The 17,086-nt window shown below is 65.0% G+C and carries 12 protein-coding genes; 1 reads left to right on the top strand and 11 read right to left on the bottom strand.

Annotation, left to right across the window (positions count from 1 at the left end; all coding sequences use genetic code 11):
- Positions 1 to 13: 13 nt before the first annotated feature.
- Entirely contained in the window at positions 14 to 4,717 is a 4,704-nt protein-coding gene (locus tag AQ611_RS02925; protein ID WP_059512408.1) for a glutamate synthase-related protein, read from the bottom strand.
- A 296-nt stretch (positions 4,718 to 5,013) separates the two neighbouring features.
- Positions 5,014 to 5,724: a transposase gene (locus tag AQ611_RS02920; RefSeq protein WP_059512409.1), complete on the bottom strand. Its 711-nt coding sequence runs from the start codon at positions 5,722 to 5,724 to the stop codon at positions 5,014 to 5,016.
- 192 nt (positions 5,725 to 5,916) lie between these two features.
- Between AQ611_RS02920 and AQ611_RS02915 the strand changes: the two genes are divergently transcribed.
- Positions 5,917 to 6,648 (top strand): OmpW/AlkL family protein, encoded by a 732-nt coding sequence (locus AQ611_RS02915; RefSeq protein ID WP_059512410.1) that lies wholly within the window; start codon positions 5,917 to 5,919, stop codon positions 6,646 to 6,648.
- Positions 6,649 to 6,797: 149 nt separating this feature from the next.
- Here AQ611_RS02915 and ugpQ read toward each other — a convergent pair whose 3' ends face one another.
- The 9 genes from ugpQ to pilQ all read right to left on the bottom strand — a co-directional run bounded on the left by ugpQ (position 6,798) and on the right by pilQ (position 17,049).
- Positions 6,798 to 7,568: a glycerophosphodiester phosphodiesterase gene (ugpQ, locus tag AQ611_RS02910; protein ID WP_059512411.1), complete on the bottom strand. Its 771-nt coding sequence runs from the start codon at positions 7,566 to 7,568 to the stop codon at positions 6,798 to 6,800.
- 23 nt (positions 7,569 to 7,591) lie between these two features.
- Complete coding sequence (locus AQ611_RS02905) at positions 7,592 to 8,725, bottom strand: sn-glycerol-3-phosphate import ATP-binding protein UgpC (protein ID WP_069233672.1); 1,134 nt, start codon at positions 8,723 to 8,725, stop codon at positions 7,592 to 7,594.
- A 25-nt stretch (positions 8,726 to 8,750) separates the two neighbouring features.
- Positions 8,751 to 9,596, bottom strand: coding sequence for a sn-glycerol-3-phosphate ABC transporter permease UgpE (gene ugpE, locus AQ611_RS02900; protein WP_059512413.1), 846 nt, complete (start codon positions 9,594 to 9,596; stop codon positions 8,751 to 8,753).
- Positions 9,593 to 10,477 (bottom strand): sn-glycerol-3-phosphate ABC transporter permease UgpA, encoded by an 885-nt coding sequence (ugpA, locus tag AQ611_RS02895; RefSeq protein ID WP_059512414.1) that lies wholly within the window; start codon positions 10,475 to 10,477, stop codon positions 9,593 to 9,595. Before ugpA ends, ugpE begins: the two co-directional genes overlap by 4 nt.
- A 241-nt stretch (positions 10,478 to 10,718) precedes the next feature.
- Positions 10,719 to 12,050, bottom strand: coding sequence for a sn-glycerol-3-phosphate ABC transporter substrate-binding protein UgpB (gene ugpB / locus AQ611_RS02890; protein WP_069233671.1), 1,332 nt, complete (start codon positions 12,048 to 12,050; stop codon positions 10,719 to 10,721).
- Positions 12,051 to 12,143: 93 nt separating this feature from the next.
- Positions 12,144 to 13,364 (bottom strand): deoxyguanosinetriphosphate triphosphohydrolase, encoded by a 1,221-nt coding sequence (locus tag AQ611_RS02885; RefSeq protein ID WP_369828123.1) that lies wholly within the window; start codon positions 13,362 to 13,364, stop codon positions 12,144 to 12,146.
- A gap of 68 nt (positions 13,365 to 13,432) precedes the next feature.
- Positions 13,433 to 14,512, bottom strand: coding sequence for a 3-dehydroquinate synthase (aroB, locus tag AQ611_RS02880; RefSeq protein WP_069233670.1), 1,080 nt, complete (start codon positions 14,510 to 14,512; stop codon positions 13,433 to 13,435).
- A 184-nt stretch (positions 14,513 to 14,696) separates the two neighbouring features.
- Entirely contained in the window at positions 14,697 to 15,263 is a 567-nt protein-coding gene (locus AQ611_RS02875) for a shikimate kinase (RefSeq protein WP_059512456.1), read from the bottom strand.
- 91 nt (positions 15,264 to 15,354) lie between these two features.
- Positions 15,355 to 17,049 carry a type IV pilus secretin PilQ gene (gene pilQ / locus AQ611_RS02870; protein ID WP_425248303.1) on the bottom strand — a complete coding sequence of 565 codons (1,695 nt, stop codon included), beginning with the start codon at positions 17,047 to 17,049 and terminating at the stop codon, positions 15,355 to 15,357.
- Positions 17,050 to 17,086: the final 37 nt, after the last annotated feature.

Here is a 17,086-nt window from a genome sequence, read left to right as displayed (position 1 = left end):
GCACCGGGCCGCGTCAGGCGGCGAGCACCTCGCCCGCCTTCTTCTTCGCGCCGATTTCGCCGAGCGCGCGCTTGTATTCGTGCGGGAACACTTTCACGAATTGGCGGCGCGCAGCGTCCCAGCTCTCCAGCATCGATTTCGCGCGCGGCGAACCGGTGAACTGGAAGTGACGCTCGACCAACCCCTTGAGCAACGCTTCGTCCGCCACGCCCGCATGCCAGAGCGCGGGATCGACGGTTCGCTCCTGCTCGGCCTGCGGCAGCACCGGATCGAGCGCGACCATCGCCTTGTTGCATTTGGTCGCGAACGTGCCATCCGGGTCGTACACATACGCGACGCCGCCCGACATGCCGGCCGCGAAGTTGCGCCCCGTCTCGCCGAGCACGACGACCGTGCCGCCCGTCATGTATTCGCAACCGTGGTCGCCCGTGCCCTCGACCACCGCCGTCGCGCCCGAGTTGCGCACGCAGAAGCGCTCGCCCGCGACGCCGCGGAAGAACGCCTCGCCTTCGAGCGCGCCGTACATCACCGTATTGCCGCAGATGATGTTTTCCTCGGACTTGCCGCGAAAATCATTGGTCGGGCGGATGATGATCCGGCCGCCCGACAACCCCTTGCCGACGTAGTCGTTGCCGTCGCCGACGAGATCGAGCGTCACGCCCCGAGCAAGGAATGCGCCGAAGCTCTGGCCGGCCGTGCCCTTCAACTGGATATGCACCGCGTCGTCGGCCAGGCCGTCGTGGCCGTGCCGCTTCGCGATCACGCCCGAGAGCATCGCGCCGACCGTGCGGTTCACGTTGCGCACCGGCTGGATGAACGACACGTGCTCGCCCTTCTCGATCGCGGCCTTCGCCTTTTCGATCAGCGTGTGATCGAGCGCGCGCTCGAGGCCGTGATCCTGCGTGTCGACGTGGCGGCGCGCCACGCCTTCACAGCCTTCGGGCTGATGGAACACGCGCGAGAAGTCGAGCCCCTTCGCCTTCCAGTGCTCGATGCCCTTACGCATGTCGAGCAGATCCGCTCGGCCGATCAGATCGTCGAACTTCGCGATGCCGAGTTGCGCCATCAGCTCGCGCGCTTCCTCGGCGACGAAGAAGAAATAATTGACGACGTGCTCGGGCTGGCCCGAGAACTTCGCGCGCAGCACCGGGTCTTGCGTGGCGACGCCGACCGGGCACGTGTTCAGGTGGCACTTGCGCATCATGATGCAGCCCTCGACGACGAGCGGCGCCGTCGCGAAGCCGAACTCGTCCGCGCCGAGCAGCGCGCCGATCACGATATCGCGGCCGGTCTTCATCTGGCCGTCGGCCTGCACGCGGATGCGCCCGCGCAGCCGGTTCAGCACGAGCGTTTGCTGCGTCTCGGCAAGGCCGAGTTCCCACGGCGTGCCCGCGTGCTTGACCGACGACAGCGGCGATGCGCCCGTGCCGCCGTCATGGCCGGCGATCACCACGTGATCGGCCTTCGCCTTCGCGACGCCCGCCGCGACCGTGCCCACGCCCACCTCCGATACGAGCTTCACCGAGATGCTCGCCGCCGGGTTGACGTTCTTCAGGTCGTGGATCAGTTGCGCGAGATCCTCGATCGAATAGATGTCGTGGTGCGGCGGCGGCGAGATGAGGCCCACGCCCGGCACCGAGTAACGCAGCTTGCCGATGTACTCGGACACCTTGTGGCCCGGCAATTGGCCGCCCTCGCCCGGCTTCGCGCCCTGCGCCATCTTGATCTGGATCTGGTCCGCCGACGCGAGATACTCGGCCGTCACGCCGAAGCGGCCCGACGCGACCTGCTTGATCTTCGAGCGCAGCGAATCGCCTTCCTTGAGCGCGATGTCGCGCACGATCTCGTCGCCGATCACCGATTTCAGCGTGTCGCCGGCCTTGATCGGGATGCCGCGCAACTCGTTGCGGTAACGGTTTTCGTCCTCGCCGCCCTCGCCGGTGTTCGACTTGCCGCCGATCCGGTTCATCGCGATCGCGAGCGTCGTGTGCGCTTCAGTGCTGATCGAGCCGAGCGACATCGCGCCCGTCGCGAAACGCTTGACGATCTCCTTGGCCGGCTCGACCTCGTCGATCGGAATCGCCTTCGCCGGATCGACCTTGAATTCGAACAGGCCGCGCAGCGTCATGTGGCGCTTGGTCTGATCGTTGATCAGATTCGCGTATTCCTTATACGTCTGATACGAATTGCTGCGCGTCGAATGCTGGAGCTTGGCGATCGTGTCGGGCGTCCACATGTGGTCTTCGCCGCGCACGCGGAACGCATATTCGCCGCCCGCATCGAGCATGTCGGCCAGCAGCGGATTGTCGCCGAACGCGTCGCGATGCAGGCGGATCGCTTCTTCGGCCACTTCGAACAGGCCAATGCCGCCGACCTTCGACGCCGTGCCCTTGAAGTACTTCTCGACCAGATCGCTCGAAAGGCCGAGCGCCTCGAAAATCTGCGCGCCGGTGTACGACATGTACGTGGAGATGCCCATCTTCGACATCACCTTCTGCAGCCCCTTGCCGATCGCCTTCGTGAAGTTGTAGATCGCCTTGTCCGGCGACAGGTCGCCCGGCAGCCCGTCGGCCATCTGCGCGAGCGTCTCCATCGCGAGATACGGATGCACGGCTTCCGCGCCGTAGCCCGCGAGCAGCGCGAAATGGTGCGTCTCGCGCGCGGAGCCCGTCTCGACCACCAGCCCGGTGCTCGTGCGCAGCCCCTGCCGGACGAGATGCGTGTGGATCGCCGAGGTCGCGAGCAGCGCGGGAATCGCGACGTGCTCGGCGTCCAGCTTGCGATCGGACACGATCAGAATGTTGTAGCCCGACTTCACCGCGTCGACGGCCTCCGCGCACAGCGACGCGAGCCGCGCCTCGATCCCTTCCTTGCCCCACGCGACCGGATAGCAGATGTTCAGCTCGTAGGCGCTGAACTTGCCGCCCGTGTAACGCTCGATCGAGCGGATCTTCGCGATGTCCTTGAAGTCGAGCACCGGCTGCGACACTTCGAGGCGCATCGGCGGGTTGATGTTGTTCGTGTCGAGCAGATTCGGCTTGGGCCCGATGAACGACACGAGCGACATCACCATGTTCTCGCGGATCGGATCGATCGGCGGGTTCGTCACCTGCGCGAACAGTTGCTTGAAGTAGTGATAGAGCGTCTTGTTCTTGTTCGACATCACCGCGAGCGGCGAATCGTTGCCCATCGAGCCGACCGCCTCCTCGCCCTGCTGCGCCATCGGCGCCATCAGGAACTTGACGTCCTCCTGCGTGTAGCCGAACGCCTGCTGGCGATCGAGCAGCGCCGCCGCCGCGCCGCGCTCGGCGGCGACGTCGTCGTCCTGCGGCTCGATCTCGTCGAGCTTGATGCGCACCGCATCGATCCAGCTCTTGTACGGCTTGGCGTTCGCGAGGTTGTCCTTCAGTTCCTTGTCGTCGATGATCCGGCCGTGCTCCATGTCGATCAGGAACATCTTGCCCGGCTGCAGACGCCACTTCTTGACGATCTTCGATTCGGGAATCGGCAGCACGCCCGCTTCCGACGCCATGATCACGAAATCGTCGTCGGTAATGATGTAGCGCGCCGGGCGCAACCCGTTGCGATCGAGCGTCGCGCCGATCTGACGGCCGTCGGTGAACGCGATCGCGGCCGGGCCGTCCCACGGCTCCATCATCGCCGCGTGGTATTCGTAAAACGCGCGGCGGTTGTCGTCCATCAGCGTGTGCTGCTCCCACGCCTCCGGAATCATCATCATCACCGCATGCGCGAGCGGATAGCCCGCCATCACGAGCAGCTCGAGGCAGTTGTCGAACGACGCGGTATCCGACTGGCCCGGATAGATCAGCGGCCAGAGCTTGGGCAGATCGTCGCCGAGCACGTGGCTCGCGATCGCGCCGGTGCGTGCGTTCAGCCAGTTCACGTTGCCCTTGACCGTGTTGATCTCGCCGTTGTGCGCGATCAGCCGGTACGGGTGAGCAAGTTCCCACGCGGGGAACGTGTTCGTCGAGAAACGCTGGTGCACGAGCGCGAGCGCCGACACGACGCGCTCGTCCTGCAAATCGCGGTAGTAGACGCCGACCTGGTCGGCGAGCAGCAGCCCCTTATAGACGATCGTGCGCGCCGACATCGACGGCACGAAGTATTCCTTGCCGTGCTTGAGCTTGAGCGCCTGGATGCGGTGGCTCGCGGTCTTGCGGATCACGTAGAGCTTGCGCTCGAGCGCGTCCGTGACCATCACGTCCTTGCCGCGGCCGATGAAGATCTGGCGGATCACGGGTTCGGTCGCTTTCACCGCGGGCGAGATCGGCATCGAATGATCGACCGGCACGTCGCGCCAGCCGAGCACCACCTGGCCTTCGGCCTTCACCGTGCGCTCAAGCTCCTGCTCGCACGCGAGCCGCGACGCGTTCTCCTTCGGCAAAAAGATCATCCCGACACCGTATTCGCCGGTGGGCGGCAGCGTCACGCCCTGCCGCGCCATCTCCGCGCGATAGAACGCATCCGGAATCTGGATCAAGATGCCCGCGCCGTCGCCCATCAGCGGATCGGCGCCGACCGCGCCGCGGTGATCGAGATTCTCGAGAATCTTGAGCCCCTGCTCGATGATCTCGTGACTCTTCTTGCCCTTGATATGCGCGACAAAGCCGACGCCGCACGCGTCGTGCTCGTTTTGCGGATCGTAGAGGCCTTGCGCGGCGGCACGCGCGCTCGTCGGCTCTTGATGGTCGTTCATGGGGACACCGTTCGAAAGGGGCCTCGCGGCCGTTTAACCATTTTGCTTGATCGCCCGTCGTCCCCCTTCGTGTGGATCGCGACGTGGCCGGCCGGGGCAGGAGCGGGTGTGTCCGGGACCGCCGGAATTCGGAATATACGCGACGAATCAATGGAATAGCAAATAAATTCCGATTATTTGACCCCAATTATCAAGTTGGTGCGCGATCATTCGCTTTTATTAGGGACGTATCAAAATGGGGCAAAAATTTGAGCGGCATCCTTGCCTGCCGCTCATTGACCGCCCGCCGGCTACGGTTACTGGACAGGCGGCGTATTCTCCCGCACCTTTCGAGGCCGCCCGCGCGGCAGCGGCGACACGCGCCGGTTCGCGGTGCGCGCGGCCCATTCGCGGTAAGTCTCGCCGCCGAGCACCCAGCCCTTGAGGGTCGCCTGCTGGAGTTGATCGGCCTGGCGCTCGTCGAGCGGCTGCTCGCACAGCTCCTTGTACGCGCGCTGACGCTCGAACGGCGTGTTGCCGAGCGCCCAGTAGAGCGGATGGTCGGTGATCAGGCTGTCGACGGTCAGTCCGATGTGATGCCGGTAGCTGGACCAGCGGTACGCGTCGGCGCTCGTCACGAGCTGCGCGCGTACCGGGCTCAGCTCGACGACGCGGCTCGCCAGCAGAAAATAGCGCTCGCCCTCGATCACCGTTGCGCGATAGCGCCCTTCCCAGAGGGTGCCGCGCCGCGAATAGCGCCGGTTGAAATGTGCGACGTAGCGCCGGCCGACCGCCTGCATCGCCTTCGGCAGGCTGGACTCGTCGCTGGGTGTCACGAGCAGTTGGACCTGGCGCGGCAACAGCACATACGCATGCACCGCCAGGTGATGATCGCGCGCCGCCGCCTTCAGACAGTCGATAAATAGTTCGTAATCCTGGTCGTCGACGAACGCCGGTTGCTGATCGAGGCCGCGCAATATCACGTGCTGCGGCTGATCGGGAACGTAAAGTCGTGCTAGCCGTGCCATGCTGAATGTCCGTTTGATCGCGTTAGGAAATACCCGAAGGCTCACATTGGTGCATCCGCGTAAACGCCCGCCGCGGCGCGGGAATGCGCACGATCGTGCGAATTTTAGGGAGAAACTTCTAACTTACAACTCTGTTCTGTTTGAAACGTCGTAGTCATAATGAGGTCGCCTTTTAATCGGAGGGGACTACAGATGAAACAAAAAATGGCCATTACGGGAGCGATTGCGCTGGTTTTCGCAGCCGCAGCAACCGCCGCGCATGCGCAATCGGCCGGCAGCTTTTACGTCACAACAGGCTGGATCCATCTTGCCCCTCAAGACAGCAGCGATCCACTCAAGGTCATGAGCGTCGGCGGCACGCCTGTCAACCTTACTGAACCCAACACCGGCGCCGGCGTCGACAACGCAGATACACTCGGTCTCGCCACCGGCTACTTCTGGACCGATCACATCGTCACTGAATTTGTCGCCGGGATTCCGCCAAGGTTCAATTTGAGCGGCAAAGGCCAGTTCGAACAGTTCGGTGTGCTCGGCCATGTATACCAATGGAGCCCTGCGCTCCTTCTCAAGTATTACTTCAACGACGCGAACGCGAAGTTCCGTCCGTATGTCGGCGTCGGCGCCACATACGTATGGTTCACCGGCGGGAAGATCACCAACAGCGCGTTCGAGCGGGGGGTGCTCGGCGGCCCGACCAGCGTGACGACCACCAACCAGTGGGCGCCCGTCCTCAACGTCGGCTTCACCTATAACTTCACCAAGCATTGGTTCGGCGGACTGTCGCTGTCGTACATCCCGGTTAGCGTGAAGGCGACGCTGACGACCCAACGCCCGACGCCGATCGGCACGCTCACGCAAACGTCGCAGGCAAAGATCAATCTGAATCCGATCGTCACCTATCTGCAGCTCGGCTACCGCTTCTAAGCGTAGTCGAATATTTGGGGAATGGTTAATTCCGCTGCAATTTGTAGCGGAATTTTTCCACCGTGATCGGGAGCTATCTTCTCTTGCTCCGGTAGTTCGCTCCCGGAGCGTTTTTGTTCGTCCGCGCGGGCAATCACCTATTTCATCCGTCAGCCGCCAAATCTGGTCAGACCGGCAAGACCGGGGCGGATCAGCTCGATTCGGTCCGTGCAGATGAGATCCACGTCCCATTCAGCCAGCTCGCGCGCCCGCTCAAGGTCATTGACCGTATACGCGAGCAGGCGCAGCCCCGCCGCTTTCACGTCGCGCACGATCTCCCGCGTCAATTGCAAGTGATGCGCGTGTAATGACACGCAAGCCAATCGGCGCGTCTCGTCACGCCAATCGGCAGGAATCGCGTCGTACAACATGCCGCGCGGCAGATCGGGAGCCGTGGCGCGCGCCGCATCGAGCGCATCGGCCGAAAACGACGACAGCAGCGGCGGCACCGTCGCACCGCGCCAGTACGCAGCCGCTTCGCGCGCGACAACGCGCCCCGTCTCGACGTCGCGCCCCGCGCAAGGCTTGATCTCGATGTTCACGGCCAGTCTCAGCTCGATGCAGCGGGCGGCCGCCTCGGCAAGCGTCGGCATTCGCTCGCCCGTGAAACGGGCATCGAACCACGCTCCCGCATCGAGCGCGGCCAGCGCGGCGTAGCGCAGATCCGCCGCCCGCCCCGTGCCGTTCGACGTGCGCTCGACCGTGTCATCGTGCAACAGGAATGCCACGCCGTCGGCGCACAGCTTCGCATCGAATTCGACCATCGTATGGCCGTAGCGCGCGCCCGTGTCGAGCGCGGCCAACGTATTCTCCGGCGCGAGCGCGCCGCCGCCGCGATGTGCGAGCACGCGCGGATAAGGCCACGATTGCAGGACGGTCATCGGACATACCCCGTTGGAAGCGCTCAGCCGGCCCGCTTGCCGGTTGCCGGATCGAAGAAATGCAGATGCTGCGCGGGCAATGCGACGGGCAGCGTCTCGCCGCGCGCCACGCGCGCCGTATGCGGCAAGCGTACCGCAACATCGTGCGGGCCCCAGCGGCCGTGCGCCAAATTGTCCGCGCCGAGCAACTCGCACGAATCGACGCTCAGCGTGGCGTGCGCGACGCCTTCCGACACCGCCATATGCTCCGGCCGCACGCCGAGAATCCATTCGCGCCCCGGCGCGATCGCCACACCGGCGCCTGCCGTGCCCGTGCCGGCTGCCGCCCGGCCGCTACCGGTCGCGTCGAGCGCGTCGGCCACAATCGGCAGGCTCGGGCCGCCGCCCGCGACGTCGAACTTCGTGCCGTCCTCCGACAGCCGCCCGTTCAACAGATTCATCGCCGGCGAGCCGATGAAACTCGCGACGAACGTGGTCGCCGGCTTGTCGTAGACGTCGATGGGTGAGCCGATTTGCTCCGCATGGCCTCGATTCATCACGATCACGCGCTGCGCGAGCGTCATCGCCTCGATCTGGTCGTGCGTCACATAGACGCTCGTCGTCGCGAGCCGCGCGTGCAGCCGCTGGATTTCGAGGCGCATCTGCACGCGCAGCTTCGCGTCGAGATTCGACAGCGGCTCGTCGAACAGAAACACCGCCGGCTCGCGGACGATCGCCCGCCCCATCGCGACGCGCTGCCGCTGCCCGCCCGACAGCTCGCGCGGGCGCCTCGCCAACAGCGGCTCGAGTTCCAGAATCCGCGCGGCGGCCAACACGCGCGCGTCGATCTGCGCACGCGCGACGCCGCGGATCTTCAGCCCATAGCCCATGTTCTGCGCAACCGTCATGTGCGGATACAGCGCGTAATTCTGAAACACCATCGCGATATCGCGATCCTTCGGTTCGAGCGCGTTCACCACGCGGCCGCCGATCGCGATTTCGCCGTCCGACACCGTCTCCAGCCCCGCGATCATCCGCAGCAGCGTCGATTTCCCGCAGCCGGACGGCCCGACGAGCACGACGAATTCGCCGTCGCCGATCTCCACGTCGATGCCGTGCAGCACGTATTGCGCGCCGTCGTAAGTTTTCCTGACGCCCTTCAAGCTCAGCGCGGCCATGCGTTCACACCCTCCAGGTTGCGTGTCACTTTTCCGAATCGACGAGCCCGCGCACGAACCAGCGCTGCATCGCGAGCACGACGGCGAGCGGCGGCAGCATCGCCACGAGCGTCGCGGCCATCACGAGATGCCATTCGGTCGCGGCGTCGCCGCTCGCGATCATCGATTTGATGCCGACGACGGCCGTTGCGAGCGACGCGTCGGTCGTGATCAGGATCGGCCATAGATACTGGTTCCAGCCGTAGATGAACGTGATCACGAAAAGCGCCGCGATGCTCGTTCTCGACAACGGCAGCACGACGTCCCAGAAAAACCGCAGCGGCCCCGCGCCGTCGATCCGGGCGGCATCGACAAGCTCGTCGGGCAGCGTCAGAAAGAACTGGCGGAACAGGAACGTCGCGGTTGCCGACGCGATCAGCGGCAGCGCGAGCCCCGCGTAGCTGTTCGTCAAATGCAGCGTCGAGACGACCTGCACGGTCGGAAAGATGCGCACCTCGACGGGCAGCATCAGCGTGACGAAGATCAGCCAGAATGCCGCATTGCGCAACGGGAAGCGGAAATAGACGATCGCGTAAGCGGACAGGATCGACACCGCGATCTTGCCCGCCGCGATCGCGAGCGCCATCACCGCGCTGTTGGCGAGCGCGACGCCGAACGGCGTCGTCATCGCGCCGCTGCCGTGGCGCCAAACGGCCGCGACGTTCTCGAAGAGATGCGTGCTCGGCACCAGCGACAGCGGCACAGTGAACACCTCGCGCGCGCTCATCGTCGCGGCGCAAAAGCCGACGTACACGGGAAACACGATCACCGCGACGCCCGCGAGCAACACCGCATGGCAGAACAGGTCGAAGCCCTTGCGATTCTCGATCATGCGTATTGCACCCTGCGCTCGACGAAACGGAACTGGATCACCGTCAGCACGACGACGATCGCCATCAGCACGACCGACTGCGCGCCGGAGCTGCCGATATCGAGCCCCTGAAACCCTTCCGCGTAGATCTTGTAGATCAGCGTTTTCGTGCTTTGCGCAGGACCGCCCGCGGTGGCGGCGTCGATCACCGGGAACGTATCGAAGAACGCGTAGACGAGATTGACGACGAGCAGAAAGAAGCTCGTCGGCGACAACAGCGGCAGCGCGATATCGAAGAAACGCCGTACCGGGCCCGCGCCGTCGATCGCCGCCGCCTCGATCAGCGAACGCGGCATCGCCTGCAGGCCCGCATAGAAAAACAGAAAGTTGTAGCTCAATTGCTTCCACACCGACGCGATCACGACGAGCAGCATCGCCTGTTCGCCGTTCAACGCATGATTCCAGACGATGCCGGCTCGCGCGAGCGCGTAGGTGAGCACGCCGATGCTCGGATTGAACAGGAACGCCCACAATACGGCGGCGATCGTCGGCGCGACGGCATACGGCCAGATCAGCAGCGTGCGATACGCGCGCGCGCCGCGCACCACCCGGTCGGCGCACGCGGCGAGCACGAGCGCCACGGCGAGCCCGGTCACGGTCACGCACGCGCTGAACACGAGCGTCGTCTTAAACGATTCGACATAGAGCGGATCGGCAAAGAGGCGCGTGAAATTGCCCAAGCCGACGAATTCGCTCGACGTGCCGAACGCATCCTGCATTTGCGTCGATTGCCAGAGCGCGACACCTGCCGGCCAGACAAAAAAGACCGCGGTGATCGCGAGCTGCGGCGCGACCAGCAGATACGGCAGCACACTCGCGCCGAAATGGGAACGGGAAGTCATCGGATCGATATCGAACGCGCAGGGGAGGAAAGCGGCCGCGTGCCGGCGGTGCTGCCGTCGCTGCCGCTGGGCGGACACCGCGCGGCAGTGGCCATGAACGCGGGCGTAGTCATCGCGGTTTCAACGGGGGCGGGCTTAGCGGCCGTCATCATCGCAGCAGCCACAGCGGCGGCGAAGCGCACCGCGCACGCGCGCCGGCGACAGCACGTTTCGCGCGCGGCGCACCACGGCGGCCGATCACTCAGCTACCCGATTTCTCGAAGCGGCGCAGCAGTTCGTCGCCGCGCGCCACGGCCGAATCGAGCGCGGCTTTCGGCGTCTTTTTCTGTGCCCACACCTGCTCAAGCTCTTCGTCGACGATCGTGCGGATCTGCGGCATGTTGCCAAGCCGCAATCCCTTCGTATACGGCAACGGCGGCTTGTTCATCATCTGCCTGATCGCGGTGTCCGAACCCGGATGCTTCGCGTAGAAGCCCTGCTCGCGCGTGAGATCGTATGCGGCCGTCGTCACCGGCAGATAGCCCGTATCCTGGTGCCACTTCGCCGCGACGGCCGGCGAGCGCAGGTACGACAGGAATTTCGCAACGCCCTTGTACGTGTTCGCATCCTTGCCCGCCAGCACCCACAGGCTCGCGCCGCCGATGATCGCATTCTGCGGCGCGCCCTTCACGTTCGCGTCATACGGCATCATTCCAGTGCCGAAATCGAACTTCGCGTATTTGCGGATCGTCGCGAGCGCGCCCGACGACGTGGTCATGATCGCGCAGTCGCCGCTGTAGAACTTCGCGCTTGCCTCGTCCTTGCGGCCAACGTACGTGAACGTGCCTTCCTTCGCCATGTCCTGCAGGAACTGGATGTGCGCGACCTGTTGCGGCTGGTTGAACGAAAGCGCGGCGTCCGCGCCGTCGAAGCCGTTATTGCGCGTCGCGAACGGCAGCCCGTGCCATGCACTGTAATTTTCGAGCTGGATCCAGCCCTGCCAGCCCGTCGTATAGCCGCACACGTAGCCCGCTTTCTTCAGCTTTTGCGCGTCGGCTCTCACGTCGGCCCAGGTTTTCGGCGGCTGGTTCGGATCGAGTCCCGCTTTCTTGAACGCATCCTTGTTGTAATACAGCACGGGGGTCGAACTGTTGAAAGGCATCGAGACGAGATGCCCCGTCCTCGCATCGCTGTAATAGCTCGCGATCGTCGGCACGAAAGCCTGTTCATCGAGCGGCACGCCCGCATGCGCGAACACGTCGGAGACCGGCAGCACGGCCTTTTTCGCCTGCATCATCGTCGCGGTGCCGACTTCGTACACTTGGAGAATCGCCGGCGCGTCGCCGCTGCGGTACGCGGCGATGCCCGCCGCGAGCGCCTGATCGTAGGCCCCCTTGTAGACCGGCACGATCTTGTAATCGCCTTGCGACGCGTTGAACTGCGCCGCGATCTCGTTCACGCGCTCGCCGAGCGCCGCCTCCATCGCGTGCCAGAACTGAATCTCGGTTGCAGCATACGCGGCGTGCTGCGCGCCGAACCATAGCGCAGCGGCGCACGCGAGCGAACGAACCAGCCTCTTGTTCTTGTATTTCATCGACTTCTCTCCTTGACTCCCCCACGAGGGCAAAATCGCGCCGCCCAGCCCGGCGTGCGTTGCACCGGCGCCGGACGCGGCGAATCCGGCAGTCTAGTTTTCGTCTATGACAAACAGGCGTTGATGCTCTTTGACCGCGAAGCGGTCGGTCATGCCGGCGATGTAGTGCGCGACGAGACGCGGCTGCCGCGCAGTGTCGGGCGTCTGATAATCGGGCGGCAACAGGCGCGGATCGCCGATGAACGCGTTGAAAAGCGCGGTGATGATCCGCTGTGCCTTGCTCGCCATGCGCATCACGCGATAGTGGCGGTACAGGTTCTTGAACAGGAAGCGCTTGAGCGCCGCGGCCTGCGCAGCGATGCGCTCGCTATGCGCGACGATGGGCGGCGCCGCGCGCACGTCGTCGAGCGAGGTGGGCGCATGGCGCGCGAGATTGCGCATCGTCTCGTCGATCAGATCGACGATCAGCGTATTGATGATCCGGCGCACCGTCTCGTGAACGAGACGCCGGCCTTCGAGATGCGGATACTCGGCAAGCGCCGCCGCGTAATGGCTCTGCCATAGCTCGAGTTCGGCGAGCTGCGCGATCGTGATGAGGCCGGAGCGCAAGCCGTCGTCAACGTCGTGATTGTTGTATGCGATCTCGTCCGCGATGTTCGCGAGTTGCGCCTCGAGCGACGGCTGACGGCCTTGCAGGAACCGCTCGCCAAGTTCGCCGAGCTTGCGCGCGTTGTCGCGCGAACAATGCTTCAAAATGCCTTCGCGCGTCTCGAAGCACAAATTGAGTCCGTTGAACGCGCCGTAGTGCTCTTCGAGTTCGTCGACGACGGCAAGGCTCTGCAAATTGTGCTCGAAGCCGCCGTAGTCACGCATGCACGCGTTGAGCGCGTCCTGCCCCGCATGGCCAAACGGGGTATGGCCGAGATCGTGCGCGAGCGAGATCGCTTCGACAAGATCCTCGTTCAGGCGCAGGTTGCGCGCGACCGAACGGGCAATCTGCGCGACTTCGAGGCTATGCGTGAGCCGCGTGCGGAACAGGTCGCCTTCGTGGTTCACAAACACTTGCGTCTTGTATTCGAGACGCCTGAACGCGGTGGAATGGACGATGCGGTCGCGATCGCGCTGGAATTCGGTGCGCGCGGCAGGCGGAGGCTCGGGATGGCGCCGGCCGCGCGACTGCGACGCGTGCGCCGCATAGGGTGCAAGATGCGCTTCGAGCGCGGCGGTCGTCGGCGCGGCGACGGGCACGCAGCCGGCCTCGCCTATGCGTGCGTGCCGCGCATCGTGGGAATCGCCGCGCGCTTGGCCCGGAATGCTGCCGGATGTTTCGCTCACCGTATCGTGTCCTCCACGTCAATGGCGCCGGCTCGGCCCGCGCCGCGTTACCGGATGCTGGCCGCAAGCGTCGCGGCAACGGCATCGTCCGGCGCCGCGGTGACGATCGCTTCGCCCAGGCGCTTGAGCAAGACGAACTTGATCGCGCCCGCTTCCGCCTTCTTGTCGACGCGCATCAGCTCGACATAGCGATCGTCGCCGAGATCGGGGGCCCGCGTCGGCAGATGCGCGGCCTCGACGAGCCTCGCAAGCCGCGCCCGCGACGCATCATCGAGATGGCCTGCGCGCACCGACAGATCGGCCGCCATCACCATTCCGCAGCCAACCGCCTCGCCGTGCAGCCATTCACCATAGCCGAGGCCCGCCTCGATCGCATGCCCGAACGTATGGCCGAAATTGAGGATCGCGCGCAGGCCGCCCTCGCGCTCGTCCGCCGCGACCACGCTCGCCTTGATCTCGCACGAGCGTTTGACCGCGTGTGCGAGCGCCTGCGGATCGCGCCGGTTCAGCGCGGCGATGTTCGCCTCGATCCAGTCGAAAAACGCCGCGTCGGCGATCGCGCCCGTCTTGATGACCTCGGCAATGCCCGCCGCAAGCTCGCGCGCGGGCAGGCTGCCGAGCGCGCCGATGTCGGAGATGACCGCTTGCGGCTGATAAAACGCGCCGATCATGTTCTTGCCGAGCGGATGATTGATGCCCGTCTTGCCGCCGACCGATGAATCGACCTGCGCCAGCAGCGTCGTCGGCACCTGGATGAAAGGCACGCCGCGCATATAGCACGCGGCGGCAAAGCCCGTCATGTCGCCGATCACGCCGCCGCCCAAGGCGATCAGCGTCGTCTTGCGATCCGCCCGCTCGCTGAGCAAGCCATCGAAGATCAAATTCAGCGTTTCCCAGTTTTTGTACGCTTCGCCATCCGGCAATACGACACTCGACACGCGCTTGCCGAGCGGCGCGAGCGCCGCGCGCAACGTATCGCCATATAGCGGATCGACGGTCGTGTTCGTGACGAGCGTGACGGACGAACCCGCGAGGTGCGGTGCATAAAGCTCGGTGCGGCCGATGAGGCCGGTGCCGATATGAATCGGATAGGCGCGCTCGCCCAGATCGACGTTGACGGTAATCATATGAAGTCTGCTGACAAATGAAACGGGCACGGGTGAGCGCGACGCCGGCCGCTCGCCGCTCCCTGCAGGGAATTTCCGTTGGGCGACGCTCGGAAAACCGCTCCGCGAAAGAAGGCCCGCTTCGAAGACGCCTCGAGCGGTATTCGCTGCGCAGCACGCAACGCCGGGCATTCGCACACACGCTTCATCTGTCGACAGACCCGAGCATCGGCTTCGCGACGACGCCCGCCATTTCGAGCTGCATCAGCACCATGTTGACGAGCCCGTTGACGGACGGCCTGCCGGTTTCGATAACAAAATGCGCGCATTCGCGATAAAGCGGATCGCGCGCTTCGAAAAGCGCCTCGAGCTTGGCCCTGGGGTCGTCCGTTTGCAGTAGCGGGCGGTTTTTGTCTTTGCGCGTGCGCAGCCACAGATCGTGCGGATTTGCGCGCAAATAGACAACGAGACCGCGCGAATGCAGCAGCGCGCGGTTTTCGGCACGCAGGATCGCGCCGCCGCCCGTCGCGATCACGACGTTCTCGCGCTGCGTGAGTTCGGCGATCGTTTGCGCCTCTCGATCGCGAAAACCGGCCTCGCCCTCGAGTTCGAAGATAACCGGAATGCGTGCGCCGGTGCGCGCCTCGATTTCGTGATCCGAATCGAAGAAGGGCCTGTCGAGCCGGCGCGCGACCGCCCGGCCCACGGTGGTTTTACCCGCCCCCATGAGCCCGACGAAAAATACGTTGACGTTTGAGTCCCGCGCTTGCAACGGCTTCCTCTGCTTCAATGAATAGTCTGGCGCAGCTTACTGGCAAAGCGCCTGCGTTGTCGAGCCTGGCTGCGCGCGATGCGCGGGCGCATCAGGGCCCGATCACGACGGTCGGCGTAATGTAGACGACGAGTTCGCTGCGCTGCGCGCGCAACGCCCGATGCCGGAACAACGCCCCCAACACCGGTATTTTGCCCAAGAGCGGCACGCGAGTCACATCGTCACGGTCGTCGCTCGCGTAAATCCCGCCGATCGATACGGTTCCACCGTTTTCGACCTCGACTCGCGTCTGCACATGCTTCGTATTGATCGCAGGGCCTGACGCGGTGTCCTCGCCGACGCTGTCCTTCGCGATGTCGAGATCCAGGATCACGCGCCCGTCCGGCGTGATCTGCGGCTCGACCTCGAGCTTGAGCGTCGCGCGCCGGAACTGGACGCCGGATACGCCTTGCCCGACCTTCGCCTGATAGGGGAGTTCGGCGCCCTGCTCGACGACGGCCCGGGTCCGGTCGGCCGTTACGACACGCGGGCTGGATACGATCTGGCCCCGCCCCTCGGATTCGAGCGCGCTCAACTCGACGTCGAGCAAACGGCTCGCCCGTGCGGCAAAGAGCGTGAGGCCGGCGCTCGCGGCGGCGAAACCGCCGACGGGCCGCGCCGTCAAGTCGGCCAACGTGCCGCCGTCGCGGTTACCGACGATGCCCGTCGCCCGATCGCCAGCGTCGGTCGCCCGTAATGCGAGACGCGCTCCCAGATTGCGCGAAAACCCCCGGTCGCCTTCGACGATCCGCGCTTCGATCAGCACCTGCCTCGACGGCGCGTCGAGCTTGCCGATCAGCTCGGCAAGTTGCGCGACACGCATCGGCAAATCGGTGATGAACAGCAGATTCGTTCGCGGATCGGCCAGTAGCGAACCACGCCTGGACAACACGCGCTGTCCGCCCGAGCCCGTGAGCAGGCGCTGCAGGTCGGCCGCGCGCGCGTAGCGCAGCACGAAACTGCGGCTTTCGAGCGGCTCCAGTTCGGCGGCACGCGCGTGGGCGTCAAAACGCAAGCGCTCCCGTTCGGCAAGCTCGGCAATGGGCGCGACCCAGATCACCTGCCCGCGCCGGGCCATCGCGAGGCCGTGCGCATCCAGCAGCGCATCGAATGCGCTGCGCCAACGCACGTTCACAAGACGCAGCGATACGGTGCCCCGCACCCGTTCGCTGACGATGATATTCAGACCGGTAAAGCGCGCGAATGCATCGAAAACGGCAGCGAGACTCGCTTGTTGCAGGTTGAGCGAGATCGGGCGGTCATCGCCGGATGCGAGTGCAGTTGCGGCAGCGTCGCCCGGCGCCGACCGATCGAGCGGCGTGTCGCCCATGCGCAACACCGGTGCGAGCGGTATCGGCGGCCCTTCGAGCGTCGCGCCCGCGGCCTGGGCAGGGCTTGGTTGCGCCACGCTCGATGAAGCGCCGCTCGCCGGCTGGCTTTCGCTCGATAAGTACTCAGCCGATGCATCGGCTGCGTGCTCACTGCTGCCGGATGCTCGCGCCGCGCCGCCATACTGCTCGCCGGCACCTTCCCCGAGGCCGTTGTCCTCGCCCACGCCGCCAATGCTTCTGCCGTCGCCCCCGCCATGCGCCGCGCCGCCGCCGTCGCGCATGCTCTGAAGCGAAGCGCCTCGCGCCGCGCTTGCGGTCTGCCACGCGAATTTCCCGGGCAGCGGCACGAACCCCGGCACGCCAACCGGGGCAGTCCAATGCGTGCCCGTTGAAAGGTCAGCGGGCAACGGCGGCATCGAAGGCAAAGGCGACGCGGCGGCCGAGCCTGCCGTC

The organism is Burkholderia singularis, assembly GCF_001718875.1.
GTDB classification, from domain to species: Bacteria; Pseudomonadota; Gammaproteobacteria; order Burkholderiales; family Burkholderiaceae; genus Burkholderia; species Burkholderia singularis.
The sequence above is the reverse complement of the archived record's forward strand: the minus strand, read 5'-3'. Positions and strand labels throughout refer to the sequence as shown.